The following is a 16,377-nucleotide window of genomic DNA, read 5'->3' on the forward strand; positions in this document are numbered from 1 at the left end:
TTTATTTGTTACATCTTAAATTGATTATGAAAATTTTCGTCCATAATCTTTCCTAATTTCTTCCATTTTCTTTCCACATTCTAATAGTAATTTTCTTTTCATTTGTTAAAGAGTTGATGGCCGCTTTACTCGCAATAAAGCTTGCGAACTTCAACTCTAATTTTGGAGTAGCAAAGTAAATGTTATTGCTATTGGGAAGTAAAATACCCTTTACTTCTTGCTCTCCATACTTCCCGACGAAGGGTTTTCTCTTCAAAGTTATTCAAGTGTTGTAAGCATTTGCTTATCCGATATAAGTTATCGGACAGCAACACTTATGTCAAACTTTTAAACACAACAAAATGAAAAAAATATCTATAATATTGTTTACGGTTTTCCTCAATTTGGGATTATTTTCTTGTACACCTCAACCTTTAGATGAAAATGCAAGTACAGCAGAAGTATGCTGTGGTGATGATAATGATCCACCGCCACCGCCACCAAATGGTAACTAATAAATAAAGAATAACTAAAAATTTGTTTTTACATTAGAGGAATGAAATTAATAAGAATTTTATTCCTCTTTTTTATATGCTTTTTCACTTTTAGTAAGGTGAGTTTTGCCGTTCAAGAGAAGGATAGTATAGCGTATTACCAAAATATAGCACGCAATCCAAAAAGCAGTGAGAGTCTTACTAAAGCATATTCTTTTTTTAACGAAAAAAAAGGATATGCTTTAGTAAAGAAAGATACTACTTTAATTATATTTCATTTGATCAATTTAGCAATGATCGAAAAAGAAGGGGGTTTGTATGTTGAAAGTGAGAACACTTATATTAAAGCTCTTGATCTAATCGATAAGCTTGAAGAGACGCCATATTTAAAAAAGCTTAGAAAATCGTTAACTACTAATTTGGCAATAACATATAGAGAGCAAAGTAATGTGGAAAAATCATTAGATCTTTATAATAATGCAATGTTAAACGCCCAAAATGCTGAAGATAGTATAGGAATTTTTAATAATAGGTCAAATGTTTTTAAGGATCAAGGAAATTATTTAAAATCTAAAGAAGAATTACTTAAGGCACAGTCATTAATATCGCAAGCTAAAGATACTTTATTGATAGCTTTAGTTTTAAATAATTTAGGATTTGCATATTCAAAATTGAACTCAGATAAAGCTCTTAATTATTTGGAAGATGGATTAAGGCTACGAGAAAAGTTTGGATATTCTAAAGGAATGTATTCTAGTTATTATAGTTTGGCTATACATTATAAAGACAGAAACAATAAGGCTATAGCTAATGAGTATGCTCAAAAGGCTTTAAAAATGTCTCAATTAATTAATAGCACTTCATATAGGCAAAATGCTTTGGGATTAATAGTCGACTTAAATGGAAACGATTATGTAAGAGAGTATAAAGAAATGACAGATAGTATTACTAAAGCGAGACAGGTAAATACTAATAAATTTGCTGCTTATAAATATGATTTGAGTAAAAAAAACGAAGAACTTTATAAATCAAAATTAAAAGAACAGGAACTGCAACGTCGAACACTGGTAGCTCAAGGTATTATTGTTTTAGTATTATTAATAGCAACATTTTTATATTTTGTTTTAAAATCTAGACATAAAAAGCGCCGTCATATAGAAATATATAATACAGAAACACGTATTTCAAAAAAAGTACATGACGAAGTTGCTAATGATGTATATCATGTAATGACAAAGTTGCAACAGGATAGTAATATACATGAAGATGTTTTGGATGATTTAGAGCATATTTACACCAAAACTAGAGACATTTCAAAAGAAAACATAGCCATTAATTTTGACGAAAAATTTGAAGAATTATTAAGTGATTTGCTATTTAGTTTTAAACAGGATAATATTGCTGTTATTACAAAAGGATTATCTAAAATTCAATGGAAATCACTATCGGAAATTAAAAGAACAATGCTGTATAGGGTACTTCAAGAGCTAATGGTAAACATGAAAAAGCATAGTAAAGCCTCTATAGTTGTTGTCACTTTTAGTGAAGTTAAAGACAAGAAGACTATTGTGTATAAAGATAATGGTATTGGGTGTCTCTTAAAAATGCATGGAGGTTTGAGCAATGCGGAAAACCGTATACATTCTATAAACGGAACAATTAATTTTGAATCTGAAATTAACAATGGTTTTAAAGCCATAATTACAATTTAGATATGTTTACAAAAGTTCTAGTTGCAGACGATTTAGGAAGTATAAATCAAGGAGTGATATCTATCCTTGATACTTTAGGAGTTAAAGAAGTAGAGAAAGTGCAGTATTGTGATGATGCTTATTTAAAAGTAAAAAAAGCAATACTAGATAATAAGCCTTTTGATTTAGTGATTACAGATTTATCTTTTAAGGCAGACTATAGAGAGCAAAAGTATGCCTCAGGTGAAGATTTATTGAAAGCATTAAAAATTGAATTCCCTGATTTAAAGATTATAGTATATTCTGTTGAGGATAGGTTGCAAAAAGTTAGAACGATTATAAATAAACATAAAGCTGATGCTTACGTTTGTAAGGGAAGGCAAGGATTAATTGAATTATCTAAAGCTGTTAAAAAGGTTTATAAAAATGGCGTTTATTTGTCACCTAAAGTAGAACATGCTTTAAGTCCAAAAGCAAGTTTAGAAATTGATGATTATGATGTAGAGTTAGTGAATCAATTATCTAAAGGATTATCTCAAGATGAAATAAGTATTTTTTTCAAAGTAAATAATATGTCCCCTAGTAGCCTAAGTTCAATTGAAAAACGATTAAACAGACTTCGAATACAATTTAAGGCAAATAATGCTATACATTTAGTGGCAATAGTAAAAGATTTGGGTCTTATTTAATACTTTTTTCAAATATTACGGATATCCGTAAAATAGTTGTTTATTGAAATTATATTATTGTGCTATTAATTAGTTCTTAGGGAGAACGAAAGATAGCACGTTAAAAAACTTTGTTTTTGAAGCGTGCTTTTTTTAACAAGTATAATCAGTTATGGAATATTTAATTTCTGTTATCTAATTAAAGTAAAAAGCTGAGTTTTTTTTAATTCTTATAAATTATAAGCATACAATACATTTAAGAGCTAAACTAGGGGCTCTTACTCTCTTTATTTGACCATAATTTTTATTGATACTTGTAATTATCAAGTTATATTCTCATATTTGTTGCTATGATTGATTAAATCCACTTTCGTCTTGTCGAAATTCTTTTCGACCTTTTATTGCAAAATACTTATGGTATTTAGCTATGTCTATATTTAATCATCAATTATGTCATCTAACAAAATTTCAATTAAACAATTTTTCAAGTACTTCAAAATTGCTGTGTCTGGTAAAGAAGAAAGTTTTACAACGGGCAGTATTCGTCGTGCAATTTTTATGCTCTCTATTCCTATGATTTTGGAGATGCTTATGGAATCTATTTTTGCCATTGTCGATATATTCTATGTATCACAAGTAAGCGTTAATGCAGTAGCAACCATAGGTTTAACGGAGTCTGTAATCACCTTAGTCTATGCTGTTGCCATTGGTTTAAGTATGGCAGCTACAGCTGTAGTAGCAAGGCGTGTAGGCGAAAATGATTTAAAAGGAGCTTCGCAAGCTGCAGTACAAGTTATTTTTCTTGGAACAGCAGTAGCTATTGGTATTAGTATTATTGGGATATTATATCCTAAAGAAATTTTAAGCATTATGGGAGCCGAAGCTGATCTTATAGAAGAAGGTTACGGTTACACACAAATACTTTTGGGCGGTAACATTACCATTATGTTACTCTTTTTAATCAATGCCATTTTTAGAGGTGCTGGAAACGCATCCATTGCCATGTGGACACTCATATTATCAAACGGACTTAATATTATTCTTGACCCCATATTTATATTTGGTTTTGGTCCTATTGAGGCACATGGTGTTGAAGGTGCAGCTATTGCGACTACTATTGGTCGTGGTAGTGCAGTGTTATTCCAATTATGTATCTTATTTTTTGGTTATAGCAAAATTAAAGTTGCTGTAAAAGATTTAGTTCTGCAAGTAGGAGTGATGTGGAATTTAATAAAAGTATCACTTGGTGGTATTGGTCAGTTTTTAATTGGCACCTCAAGTTGGGTATTTTTAATGCGAATTATGAGTGAATTTGGTAGCGAAGTACTAGCTGGTTATACCATTGCTATTCGTGTGATGATGTTTACTTTAATGCCTGCTTGGGGAATGAGTAATGCAGCTGCAACGCTTGTAGGTCAAAATTTAGGAGCAAAACAACCAGAACGCGCAGAAAACTCTGTTTGGTTAACAGGAAAGTATAGTGCTATTTTTATGTTGTTAGTATCCATTGTGTATTTAGTATTTTCACCACAAATAATTGCCATATTCACTTCTGAAGTAGAAGTTATAAAGTATGGAAGTTTATGTTTGCGAGTAATTGCAGCGGGTTATGTGTTTTATGGCTATGGTATGGTTGTTATTAATGCTTTTAATGGTTCAGGAGATACTAAAACACCTACATATATTAATTTTGTGTGTTTTTGGCTGTTTCAATTACCTTTTGCTTATCTCATGGCTATTACTTTAGATTATGGTCCAATTGGCGTGTTTGCTGCTATTACTTTAGCAGAAGTGCTTATTGCAGTTATTGGTGTTATTTGGTTTAAAAAAGGAAAGTGGAAGCTAGTTGAAGTTTAAACGAATTCTATTAGTAAGAATGTATGGGAAAACAAGGACGTGAAAAAAACACAAAGAATAAAGCTAAGCATAGCAAGTTAATGACTCGTAAAAAGAACAAGATTAAAACTGAGAAAAAGAAATACGAAAAGAAAGATTAAAAGCTATTATCGCTAAATCGAAAGGATTATAGTTGCTTAACTTCTCTAACCATTCCTGTATTTAGATCTAGCTTAATATCACCAATTCTAACACGTACTAGTCTTAAAGTTGGAAAACCAACAGCTGCTGTCATTTTTCGTACTTGTCTAAATTTTCCTTCAGTGAGTGTTATAGACACCCACGAAGTTGGACCATGACGCTCATCACGGACATGGCGTTTTTCAATAGGATAATTAATTAGACTATTAACATGAAAAACTTTGCATGGCTTTGTATTGTATGGTTTTCCATGAATGGTTATAGTCACTCCATTTTGCAATTGATTGATTTGTTCATCAGTAATTAGCCCATCAACTTGCACATAATATTCTTTTTCAACTTTGTTGCTAGTTATATGCGAGCTAACTTTCCCATTAGTTGTAAGTAATAATAAGCCTTCTGAAGTCTCGTCTAAACGACCAATAGACATGGTGCCTTGAGCAAAATTATAAAGTTCACCAAGTAGCTTTTTATTCTTTCGCTTATTCTGGTTATTAATAAACTGACTTAAATAACCGTAAGGTTTATGCAATATGTAATGACTATGAATTTCTTGCTGCATTATAAGATGCAATGTATCGCTTTTTTTCTAACTTTATATCGTTAAAATCACTATTATATGAAGTCTAAAAACCTTGGAGAAAACACTACTTGTACGCATACTGGAGAAGTTAAAGATATAACGTTTAAAGGTGCAGTGTCGCCAATATATATGTCATCATCTTATGAGTTTATGGATGTTGATATAAAACGATATCCTCGTTATTTCAACACACCAAATCAGGAATATCTAGCAAAAAAAATAGCTGCTTTAGAAAAAGCTGAATCTGCTATGATTTTCAGTTCAGGTATGGCAGCTATAAGTACAGCACTGTTGGCGTTTTTAAGTTCTGGTGATCATATTATATTGCAAAATGATATTTATGGAGGTACAAGAAACTTAATTGAAGAACAATTTGGTAGATATAATATTGAATATAGCTTTACAAAAGGTATACATGTTGATGATTTTAAAAAATGTATACAGCCTAATACTAAGATGATATATATTGAAACGCCTTCAAACCCTTTACTAAAGTTAGTAGATATAGAAGCTATTGCTAACTTATCTAGAGCAAATGGTATATTATCAGTTATTGATAATACATTTGCGACGCCAATAATTCAAAAACCAATTGATTTTGGGATTGATATTGTGCTGCATAGCGCAACAAAATACTTTGGAGGTCATAGCGATATTAGTGCTGGAGCAGTAGCAACTTCTCAAGATAACATTGATGCTATTTGGAATTTAGCTAAAAACCTTGGAGGTAATTTAAGTGACTTTATGGTTTGGATGTTGGAGCGTAGCATGAAAACGTTAAATGTTCGTGTAAAAGCGCAACAAAAAAATGCTAAGAAAATAGCAAAAATCCTCAATAAGAATAAGGCAATTAGTCAAGTGTATTACCCTGGATTAAAGAGTCATCCAGATTACAAATTAGCAAAAAAGCAAATGAAAGGTTTTGGAGCGATGCTATCGTTTGATTTAGCTGAAGATTTGAATGCAGAAGCGTTTTTAAAATCATTGAAATTAATAAAACCTTCTATGAGTTTAGCAGGCGTGGAGAGTACCATGATTTTGCCAGTAATGACTTCGCATGCATCACTAACTCTTGAAGAGAGAAGAGCTCAAGGGATTAGTGATAGGTTAATACGTTTTTCAGTTGGATTGGAAGAAGTTGATGATTTAATGGAAGATATCGAACAAGCGTTAGCTAGAATTAGGAATTAGGAATGATTAATTAAGAATATGAAAAGTGATAATGTAGTTCAAGTTAAAAGTTATGCATTTGCAATCAAAATTGTAAAGCTTTATAAACACCTCAGTGAGGATAAAAAAGAATACACATTATCAAAGCAATTATTAAGGTCAGCTACCTCTGTTGGAGCTAATATTGAAGAAGCGATTGGAGGACAATCACGAAAAGACTTTTATGCTAAACTTACAATTGCTTATAAAGAAGCTAGAGAAACTAAGTATTGGTTGCGTTTATTGACAGATACTGATTTTTTAACAAAAAAGCAAAGTCTGCCATTGCTAGAAGATATAGAAGAATTGTTACGAATTATTGGGAGTATTCAAAAAACCATTCGTAATTCCTAATTAATCAGTCATAATTTATAATTGAAAATTCGTAATTGAATACATTTTGCATAAAAACAACAAACATCAAAAAAACTATGATTTTGAAAAATTATCTCAATCTGTCCCTGAGTTAAAACCTTATATTTTTAAAAATGATTATGGGACATTAACTATTGATTTTGCAAACCCAGAAGCAGTAAAATTGCTTAATAAAGCACTTTTAAAGACCTATTATGCTGTAGATTATTGGGAGTTTCAAGATGATCATTTATGTCCACCTATTCCTGGACGCGTAGATTATATCCATTATCTAGCCGATTTGCTTAAGAATTTTAAATCACCAAATCCAATTAAGGTTTTGGATGTTGGTACTGGAGCTACATGTATTTATCCTCTACTTGGTTATAGTGTTTATAATTGGAGTTTTGTTAGTACAGATGTAGATGTTAAAGCATTAAAAAATGCTCAAATAATTATTGATAAAAATAATTTAGCTTCTAATATTGAGTTGCGTTTACAAACAAATAATGCTCATATTTTAAAAGGAATTATTAAGCTAACTGATGCTTTTACATTAAGTATGTGTAATCCTCCATTTTATAAAAGCGAACAAGAAGCCACAGAAGCAACTATAAGAAAGTTAAAAGGCTTGAAAATGGAACATGCAATTCCTATTAGAAATTTTAGTGGTACTGCCAATGAACTCTGGTATCAAGGAGGGGAAAAAGCTTTTCTGCATAATTACTTATATGAAAGTTCTTTGTTTAAAACTAATAACTTTTGGTATACAAGTTTAGTGTCAAATAAAGACTTAGTTAAATCTATGCAGAAGTCTTTAAAAAAGCTTGGAGCTAAAGAAGTGAAAGTCATTAGTATGGAACAAGGAAATAAAGTAAGTAGAGTAGTGGCTTGGACTTTTTTAACAAGTGAACAACAAAAAGATTGGCGATTATAGTTCTTTTAGATTACCCGATAATTCGTAATTTGCATTTATAATTCATAATAAATTACATGAAACTAGATATACTTGCAATTGGAGCCCATCCTGACGATGTAGAGTTAGGCTGTGGAGCTACTATAGCCAAAGAAATTGCTAATGGTAAAAAAGTTGGTATTATTGACCTCACAAGAGGTGAGCTGGGTACACGTGGTACTGCCGAAACTAGAGATGCAGAATCTACAGAAGCAGCTAAAACTTTAGGAGTAGCAACCAGAACAAATATGGAATTTGCTGATGGTTTTTTCATAAATGATAAGGAGCATCAATTAGAGCTTATAAAAATGATTAGAAAGTATCGTCCGGAGATTGTATTATGCAATGCTATTGACGATAGACATATAGATCATGGTAAAGGAAGCCAATTAGTAAGTGATGCCTGTTTTTTAAGTGGTTTACTAAAAATTGATACTAAATGTCCTGATGAAGATGGTTGGCAAGAACCTTGGAGACCAAAACACGTGTATCATTACATACAATGGAAAAATATTGAACCAGATTTTGTAGTAGATGTTACTGGATTTATGAATAAAAAAATGGATTCGGTATTGGCGTATAAAACGCAATTTTTTGATCCAGCTAGTAAAGAACCTGAAACACCAATTTCCAGTAGTAATTTTACTGATAGTATTGTTTATCGTGCTAGAGATTTAGGACGTTTAATTGGTGTAGATCATGGTGAAGGGTTTACAGTAGAACGCTATGTTGCTGTAGATAGTTTGTATGATATAAAATAATTGCAAAAAAATCTTTGTAGAAAATTTGAAATAATTTACATTTGCACACGCCTTTCGAGGCACCATTAACATGGTGGTTGTAGCTCAGTTGGTTAGAGCATTGGTTTGTGGTACCAAGGGTCGCGGGTTCGAATCCCGTCTTCCACCCAGAAAGACAAAGTCTCTCAGAAATGAGGGACTTTTTTTGTACAATGCATTGTAGCTTGCTAATAAAAAGATATAAGCTATACAAGGTGTTGGTTACGGTTTTTTATTTTAATGTAAATTAATATTACTGTAATAACCTCTCCGAAATAATATAGAATTGATTGTATAAAATATAAATTGTTTTTGTTCCCTAAATATTCATAGTAAGCAGTAATCTTATCGTTAATTTCATATTCAAAATAGTAATTAAGTAAAGGATAAACTATTTGAATAAGTTGTACGACAAAATAAGCAATAAAACTCCAGATGAAGTATTTTAGAATTTTGTCACTTATTGATTCATAATTGTTAAAAACCCTATTAATTATGAAGCTAATTAATATTACAAATACTGCGACATCACATATTTCAGATGCCCAAAAAGTCAATGAATGCTTTGTGTTTAAATTAATTAAGAAATTTTTTAAAAAATTCCCAAAGCTATAACTTATACTTGAAATAGTCTTGTACACAAAAATTCCAAGTCCGAAAAATCCAATTAATTTGTTTTTATCAATATTCATTAAAGTGAGCGATATTTGTGAATAAGTTTAAATCTTTACCAGTGTATAGATATACGTTCTGGTTGTATATCTTAAACATAGATAATTCAAATTTAGCGAATTTTCTTATAATGCATTAAAAACAAAAAAGCCTTCCATTTGGAAGGCTTTATATTATATAACTAAGATATACTTCTATTCTTCAGTAGCTTTATCAACTACAATACGTTCTGCACGATTTGCTAATTCCCATGCTGTATGGAACACCAAACGCGATCTGTTTTCTAACAAGTCATAATTAATTTTATCTGGAGTATCTGTATGTCTATGGTAGTCATCGTGAGTTCCATTAAAATAAAATATGATTGGAATGTTATTTTTTGCAAAGTTATAATGATCTGAACGATAGTAAAAACGATTTGGATCGTTCTCATCATTATAGGTATAGTCTAACTCAATATTCGTAAAGGTTTTATTTACTTCTTCAGAGATTTCATGTAATTCCGTACTTAACTTATCCGCTCCAATTAAATAGATATAGTTTCTATCTCCTTCACGTTTTGGGTCAATACGACCAACCATATCAATATTTAAGTTAGCTACTGTATTTGCTAAAGGTTTTAATGGCTCATAATCGGTATAATATCTAGAACCTAATAATCCTTTTTCTTCACCAGTTACGTGTAAAAAGATAACTGAACGTTTTGGTCCATGACCTTTATCGGTAGCTGTTTTAAAAGCTTCAGCAACTTCTAATAATGATACAGTTCCAGAACCATCATCATCAGCACCATTAAAAATCTCACCTTTAGCATTAACACCAACGTGATCTAAATGCGCAGAAATAACAATATACTCATCTGGTTTTTCAGAACCTGTAATCATTGCTGCTACGTTTTCAGACGGCATAGACTCAGTAATACTTTCATAGTTCATATCTAACTTAGTAGCGAGTGTTGCAGTTTCAGTAGATTCGTTAATGTTATCTACTAACGCTTTACCCATTTTTTCGCTAATCAAGAAATCATAAATTTCAGGGTCAGCATCTTCTTTTGTAGGTAATGATAAGCGATTACTCCCACCATTAGCGTCACGTTCTTTATAGAATGTTGCGTAACGGTTAAATAACTCATTATCCATAAAAAATAATGCTTTTGCACCATTGTCTTTAGCAGCAGTTCTTTTAGAAGAAAGTGCTTGACGACCATTAGACCATTTAGAAGCTTCTTTACCTCCGCTTAATATGTTGTTTCCTGCTTGGTCTTTAGGCTCACCGCCTTTTACAACAACTACTTTACCCTTAACATCAAGATTAGTATAATCGCTGTATTTTTCATCATCAATTCCATAACCAGCATAAACTACTTCTGAAGCAGATATAGTTCCAGTAGCAGCAGCTGTTTGAGAAATAAAGTCATCGAAATAATTAAATGATTCACCATTTACTGAAATACTAACATTTGGCGTTTTAACAATATTTAAAGGCACTGTTTGAAAATAGTTTCCTTCGATAACCGATGGAATACCCATAGTTTCGTATTCTTTTTTAAGATACTCAACTGCTTTCTTTTGTCCTGGAGCTCCTGTGTCTCTTCCCTCAAACTCATCAGAAGCATAAATGTATAAATGATCCTTTAACTCTTCTTGAGTTATAGTACTTCCGTAAGTAGCGACGTCTTCTTGAGTTGCTTCTTTTTTACAAGAAAATACTATTATCATTGCGCTTAATAGTAATAGTGTTTTTTTCATTTTTATTGGTTGTTATATTTATGTGTTGTGCGATATTACAAAAAAAGAACGACTATGATGCTTTGTATAGCGTGTCTTTTAACACTTTTTAACACATTATTTATCAACAATTATGCGATTTTCTTGATTGGCAAGTTGCCACGCGGTTGCAAAGATGAGTTTTGTACGCTTTTCTAGTATGTCATAGTTAATTTTATCGGCAGTATCGCTAGTTTGATGATAGTCATCATGTTCTCCATTAAAATAGAAAATTACTGGAATATTATGTTTCGCGAAGTTGTAGTGATCTGACCTGTAATAATAACGATTATGATCATTTTCATCATTGTATTTATAATCCAGCTCAAGATTGTTGAACGTACTATTAATAGCTTCCGATATATAGTGTAATTCTGTACTTAATCTATCCGATCCAATTAGGTAAACATAGTTTGGAGATTTTAAATGAGATTTATCTACTCGACCAATCATGTCTATATTTAGGTTTGCAACAGTATTTTCTAGAGGGAAAGCAGGATTTTCGGTATAATATTTAGATCCTTGTAGTCCGACTTCTTCAGCGGTGAGGTGTAAAAAGAGAATACTTCGTTTTGGACCATGTCCATTATCTTTAGCTTTTTTAAAAGCTTCGGCCATTTCTAAGAGTGCTACTGTACCAGAGCCATCATCGTCTGCGCCGTTATATACATTACCATCTTCATCAATGCCTTCGTGGTCATGATGTGCAGAAATCACAATGATTTCATTAGGTTTTTCTTCTCCTTTTATGAAAGCTAGAACATTTTCTGTATCATTATAACCTTCTCCTAAATAGCTTTTGGGAATAAATTGAAAGTAATTAGAATCTGGATATGGTGACGAAATTTCTTTAGAAACATAATAGTTTTTTATAAAGTTCACCCCTTTTTTTTGTCCAGCACTTCCAGCTTTTCGGCCTTGAAATTCATCTGAAGCAAAAATGTATAGGTGTTCTTTTAACTCCTTGGAAGTTATTGTTTTAGAGTAGGTTTTTAATTGGTCTGGTTGAACAATTTTAATATTATCAACTATTGCTTGTCTTTTTTCTTTGTTGCTTAAAGAAGCACAAGAACCTACAAGTATAAAAGCCGAAGCATACACTAAAATTTTCATTTATAAACTTTTGTAATATGCTTATTACCAGATGTAACTCATTATTAAGTGGCTATTAAACAGGTAATAACAACTCTAAAGAATTAAGTATTTGATGAACTAAGCAATTAATTGTTAGGCAAATAAAGTGAAAATATGTTTAATCTTCAATTTCTAAACCTTCTAATTCTTCAATAGCATCTTCTTTAGATTGCTTTTCTCTTTCAATGGTTTCTATGTCATTTTCTACAACATTAACTTCAAAAACCGATCTGTATATAGTTAATGCTAGTGAAATGATTGTTATTAAAAAAATGACCTTAACAAGTTTGGTATTTGCACCATCTTTTTGAGCCATTTTAAAAGCAATAAATGCTAAAATAAAGGCACCAATTATTGGTATTAAAGCAATAGAACCTAAAGGTAAAATAGATAGCATCAATCCTAAACTTGCTGCTAATATTGCTAATATTGTTACTGCTAACCTTAATTTTTTAATAATTGCAGCAAAAATTAAAATTAAAACAATGCTGATAATGCCTAAGTAAATGTATAGAGTCATATTTAATTTTTTAAACCGGTTGCACTTTGTATTCTTAATTCACCATTTCCAACTGGAACTTTAAATTTGGCATATACAGGTATTTTATTTTTGTCTGCTGTAAGCCAAAGTAGGTTATCATTACTTCCTTTTAATAGATTATTGTTCATTGCTATAGCTAATTTATAGCATTCTTTTTTGCCAATACTAGTATTAATAGTTTCTTTAGCTAGTAAAGTAAGTGTTATTTTAAACTCTTCGTTGTCCATTAAAACTGTGAATGTATCTGAGTTTCCAATACTTGCTTTATGAATATCTAAATTTCTAATATGGTAAAGCGTTGCAATTATATCTCTAGTATTTGACGATATACTAAGATTTTTATTTTCATCCCAAAAGGTACCGTCACCTCTTCTTTTACGTTTTAAACTTTTTACCGAATTGGTTTTATGATTGTAATTATATTGCATGAATTTGTAATAACCACCTTCATTAATATCTCTTTTATATAAATATGGTTTTAAAGAGCTTGGATGCACATAGCTTTCGTATAAATCATTGATTTTAAAAAAATTATCCCATTTGGTGTAAGTTCTGGCTTTGCCTTTTAAACGAAGCAAAGTGCTTGTTGAAGTCTTAACTTCACTTGTTTCCATGGTGACTTGTGCTAAATCTGTTAGTAAACCAGACATATTATAAGATGCCGTAAATACAAGTTTTTCGTTAGAACCAATAGCAGTATTTTGACTTTGAATAAGACAAGAAGTAAGACATAAAATTGTAAAAACAAATGATTTCATATAAAAGAAGTTTGTTGATTATAACGCAAATATTATCATTTATTATACCAAAATACAATGCTTATATAAAAGAAACTAATATAATTTCTTTTCAGTTACTGAATTAACTGACATTTGTCATAGTTTTTGGCTTTTGTCTATAATATTTTTATCGTGCTTAAAAATATAAAACATTGAAATCAATATTATTACCTACAGATTTTTCAAAGAATTCCATTAATGCAATTAATTATGCTGTGGAGTTATTTAAAAATGAAGTGTGTGAATTTTATGTATTAAATATCCAAAAGGCGTCATCGTTTGTATCGGATGATTTAATGACGATGACCTCTTCAGCTACCATCTATCATACATTAATTGATATTGCTAAGAAATCAATTAAAAATGTAATAGATGAAGTTAAAGAAACTTATAATAATGACTTGCACGAGTTTTATTCGATAGTTGATTACGATAATTTTGTAGATGGTATTAACCAAGCCTGTGAGACAAGGCAAATTGATATAATTATCATGGGTACTAAAGGAGCCTCAGGCGCCGAAAAAGTTCTTTTTGGGAGTAATACAGCACGAGTTATGCAACGATGTAGTACTCCAGTATTAGCAATTCCTGATGGATGCAAATTTATAGGTCTAGATAAGATTGCTTTTACTTCAAATTTTTCAATCAAATACAATAAAGAAGACTTTCAATCACTGTTAGATATTTCTAACCTATATACATCTAGTATTGATATTTTACACGTAACAAGTGATGGTGAGTTGACATCAAATCAAGAAGATAATAGAACCTTTTTGGACACTCTTTTTGGTAGTTTAAAGCATGAATTTATCAATATTGAAGAGTCAGATATTTTTAAAGCAATACAAGATTACATAAAGGATAATAGCATTAAAATATTGGCAATGACAAGTCGACACCATTCTTTTTTAGAGCGTCTTTTTACTAGACATTTGGTAGAAACTTTTGCTTTTAAAATTAATATTCCATTTTTAGTTATGGAAAACTCTAATCAATAAACAGATATAATTAAATTATTTTCGAGAGTGGAAACCCCTTCTGTAACCTATGTTACTTTAGGGGTTTCCATGATTTTTATCATGTTTTTCAAACATAATACGAAGTACTTTTACAAAGTAATTAAGCACTTAAAATGCTTGTTAATAAATGATTAAGATGAAAAATTTAGTAATATTAGGAGCGGGAACTTCTGGAACAATGATGGCAAATCATTTAATTTCAAAATTACCAAAAAGAGAATGGAATATAACTATTGTAGATCAATTTAAAACACATTATTATCAACCAGGGTTTTTATTTCTTCCGTTTGATATTTACACAACGAAACAAGTTAAAAAGAAAGGGGAGAAGTTTATACCTAAAGGAGTTAATTACATTCAAAAAAAGATTGAATTAATAAAGCCTGATGAAAATAAAGTCCAACTTGAAGGAGATGCGCAATTAGATTATGATATTTTAATCGTTGCAACTGGTACTAAAATTGCTCCTAGTGAAATTGAAGGAATGGATGGCCCAATGTGGTACAAGAACATATTCGATTTTTATACCTATGAAGGTGCTAAGGCATTGAGAAATAAGCTACGCGAATGGGAGGGAGGTAAGCTAGTGGTACATATTACTGAAATGCCAATTAAATGTCCAGTTGCACCTTTAGAATTTGCTTTCCTTGCCGATTCTTTCTTTAAAAATAAAAGTATGCGAGATAAAGTAGACATTACTTACGTAACACCTTTGGGAGGAGCTTTTACAAAGCCTAAAGCGACTGAAGCATTGCATCATTTATTAGAAGAAAAAGGAATAAAAGAAGTTACTGATTTTAATATTGAGCGCGTAGATTATGAAAACAACAAAATAGTAGACTATGCAGATACTGAAGTTGAATATGATTTATTAGTAACTGTACCAACAAATATGGGAGATGAGTTAATTGAACGCTCAGGAATGGGAGACGATTTAAACTATGTTCCAACCAATAAGGCAACATTACAAACAAATGATTACGAAAATATTTTTGCTATTGGTGATGCAACTAACTTACCAGCTTCTAAAGCAGGATCTGTGGCACATTTTGAAGCAGAAATATTAACCGATAATATATTAAGGTATATAAAGGGTGAGCCTTTAAAAGCTGAGTTTGATGGTCATGCAAACTGTTTTATTGAAACAGGAAATGGTAAAGCATTGTTAATTGATTTTAACTATACTCACGAACCAGTAGAGGGAACATTTCCTTTTCCAGGAGTTGGACCATTAAAACTACTAAAGGAAAGTAGAATGAACCACATGGGAAAAATGGCATTTAGATGGATTTATTGGAATATGTTAATTAAAGGAATTCATATTCCATTTGTATCTACTAATATGACTACAAAAGGAAAAAAACTTGAAAAAATAAATAACTAACTTAAAATTTAATAATCATGAAAAAAGTTTTAGCAAATAGAGAAATTGATGTTAACGAAGAAGGGTATCTAGTAGACTTTAAACAATGGGACAGAGAAATTTGCGAATGTATTGCAGATGAATGTAATATTGTGATGACCGAAAAACATTGGGAGGTTATAGAATACATACACGAAAAACATAAAAATGAAGAACCTTTATCTATTAGAGGTATTAAAAAGAGTGGTGTTATAAACATTAAAGAGTTTTATAACTTATTTCCAGGTGGGCCATTAAAAAAAGCAACTTTAATTGCTGGTATACCTAAGCCTAAAAGCTGTATTTAAAACACTA

At 30.9% G+C, this 16,377-nt stretch carries 17 protein-coding genes and 1 tRNA gene; 12 read left to right on the forward strand and 6 right to left on the reverse strand.

The genetic code is table 11. The annotated features are described in order from the left end of the window. Nucleotides 1–52 precede the first annotated feature (52 nt). Nucleotides 53–256 carry a hypothetical protein gene (locus ABGB03_RS05435; protein WP_347925503.1) on the reverse strand — a complete coding sequence of 68 codons (204 nt, stop codon included), beginning with the start codon at nt 254–256 and terminating at the stop codon, nt 53–55. Between the two features lie 85 nt (nt 257–341). Between ABGB03_RS05435 and ABGB03_RS05440 the strand changes: the two genes are divergently transcribed. The 4 genes from ABGB03_RS05440 (at nt 342) to ABGB03_RS05455 (ending at nt 4,689) form a co-directional block, all read left to right on the forward strand. Next, nucleotides 342–494: a hypothetical protein gene (locus tag ABGB03_RS05440; RefSeq protein ID WP_347925504.1), complete on the forward strand. Its 153-nt coding sequence runs from the start codon at nt 342–344 to the stop codon at nt 492–494. A gap of 41 nt (nt 495–535) precedes the next feature. Beyond that, the gene (locus tag ABGB03_RS05445; RefSeq protein ID WP_347925505.1) at nt 536–2,185 is read left to right on the forward strand and encodes a tetratricopeptide repeat protein; all 1,650 of its coding nucleotides are present in this window, start codon (nt 536–538) and stop codon (nt 2,183–2,185) included. A 2-nt stretch (nt 2,186–2,187) separates the two neighbouring features. Next, entirely contained in the window at nt 2,188–2,853 is a 666-nt protein-coding gene (locus tag ABGB03_RS05450; RefSeq protein WP_347925506.1) for a response regulator, read from the forward strand. Nucleotides 2,854–3,282: 429 nt separating this feature from the next. Further along, nucleotides 3,283–4,689 carry an MATE family efflux transporter gene (locus ABGB03_RS05455; protein WP_347925507.1) on the forward strand — a complete coding sequence of 469 codons (1,407 nt, stop codon included), beginning with the start codon at nt 3,283–3,285 and terminating at the stop codon, nt 4,687–4,689. A gap of 166 nt (nt 4,690–4,855) precedes the next feature. On the opposite strand, the gene ABGB03_RS05460 is transcribed toward ABGB03_RS05455, so the two are convergent. After that, the gene (locus tag ABGB03_RS05460; protein WP_347925508.1) at nt 4,856–5,431 is read right to left on the reverse strand and encodes a pseudouridine synthase; all 576 of its coding nucleotides are present in this window, start codon (nt 5,429–5,431) and stop codon (nt 4,856–4,858) included. Nucleotides 5,432–5,488: 57 nt separating this feature from the next. Between ABGB03_RS05460 and ABGB03_RS05465 the strand changes: the two genes are divergently transcribed. From ABGB03_RS05465 to ABGB03_RS05485, 5 genes are all read left to right on the forward strand, one after another. Next, nucleotides 5,489–6,643 carry an aminotransferase class I/II-fold pyridoxal phosphate-dependent enzyme gene (locus ABGB03_RS05465; RefSeq protein ID WP_347925510.1) on the forward strand — a complete coding sequence of 385 codons (1,155 nt, stop codon included), beginning with the start codon at nt 5,489–5,491 and terminating at the stop codon, nt 6,641–6,643. An 18-nt stretch (nt 6,644–6,661) separates the two neighbouring features. Further along, nucleotides 6,662–7,015, forward strand: a complete 354-nt coding sequence (locus ABGB03_RS05470) for a four helix bundle protein (RefSeq protein ID WP_347925512.1) — start codon at nt 6,662–6,664, stop codon at nt 7,013–7,015. A 46-nt stretch (nt 7,016–7,061) separates the two neighbouring features. Then, complete coding sequence (gene rlmF / locus ABGB03_RS05475; RefSeq protein ID WP_347925513.1) at nt 7,062–7,952, forward strand: 23S rRNA (adenine(1618)-N(6))-methyltransferase RlmF; 891 nt, start codon at nt 7,062–7,064, stop codon at nt 7,950–7,952. Between the two features lie 56 nt (nt 7,953–8,008). Continuing rightward, nucleotides 8,009–8,731 carry a bacillithiol biosynthesis deacetylase BshB1 gene (gene bshB1, locus ABGB03_RS05480; protein WP_347925514.1) on the forward strand — a complete coding sequence of 241 codons (723 nt, stop codon included), beginning with the start codon at nt 8,009–8,011 and terminating at the stop codon, nt 8,729–8,731. Between the two features lie 72 nt (nt 8,732–8,803). After that, nucleotides 8,804–8,879 (forward strand) — tRNA-His (locus tag ABGB03_RS05485). A gap of 736 nt (nt 8,880–9,615) precedes the next feature. Here ABGB03_RS05485 and ABGB03_RS05490 read toward each other — a convergent pair. From ABGB03_RS05490 to ABGB03_RS05505, 4 genes are all read right to left on the reverse strand, one after another. Then, nucleotides 9,616–11,169, reverse strand: coding sequence for a M28 family peptidase (locus ABGB03_RS05490; RefSeq protein WP_347925516.1), 1,554 nt, complete (start codon nt 11,167–11,169; stop codon nt 9,616–9,618). Nucleotides 11,170–11,265: 96 nt separating this feature from the next. Next, nucleotides 11,266–12,300 (reverse strand): M28 family metallopeptidase, encoded by a 1,035-nt coding sequence (locus tag ABGB03_RS05495; RefSeq protein ID WP_347925518.1) that lies wholly within the window; start codon nt 12,298–12,300, stop codon nt 11,266–11,268. Between the two features lie 139 nt (nt 12,301–12,439). Beyond that, nucleotides 12,440–12,841: an FUSC family protein gene (locus ABGB03_RS05500; RefSeq protein ID WP_347925520.1), complete on the reverse strand. Its 402-nt coding sequence runs from the start codon at nt 12,839–12,841 to the stop codon at nt 12,440–12,442. Between the two features lie 2 nt (nt 12,842–12,843). Beyond that, nucleotides 12,844–13,620, reverse strand: coding sequence for a DUF3108 domain-containing protein (locus tag ABGB03_RS05505; protein ID WP_347925522.1), 777 nt, complete (start codon nt 13,618–13,620; stop codon nt 12,844–12,846). A gap of 173 nt (nt 13,621–13,793) precedes the next feature. Between ABGB03_RS05505 and ABGB03_RS05510 the strand changes: the two genes are divergently transcribed. From ABGB03_RS05510 to ABGB03_RS05520, 3 genes are all read left to right on the forward strand, one after another. Then, on the forward strand, nt 13,794–14,639 hold the full coding sequence (locus ABGB03_RS05510; RefSeq protein ID WP_347925523.1) for a universal stress protein: 846 nt from the start codon (nt 13,794–13,796) through the stop codon (nt 14,637–14,639). Nucleotides 14,640–14,796: 157 nt separating this feature from the next. Further along, nucleotides 14,797–16,044: an FAD-dependent oxidoreductase gene (locus ABGB03_RS05515; protein WP_347925524.1), complete on the forward strand. Its 1,248-nt coding sequence runs from the start codon at nt 14,797–14,799 to the stop codon at nt 16,042–16,044. 17 nt (nt 16,045–16,061) lie between these two features. Beyond that, nucleotides 16,062–16,370 (forward strand): TusE/DsrC/DsvC family sulfur relay protein, encoded by a 309-nt coding sequence (locus ABGB03_RS05520; RefSeq protein ID WP_347925526.1) that lies wholly within the window; start codon nt 16,062–16,064, stop codon nt 16,368–16,370. Nucleotides 16,371–16,377 lie beyond the last annotated feature (7 nt).

This window comes from Pontimicrobium sp. SW4 (assembly GCF_039954625.1).
In the GTDB taxonomy this organism is placed as follows: domain Bacteria; phylum Bacteroidota; class Bacteroidia; order Flavobacteriales; family Flavobacteriaceae; genus Pontimicrobium.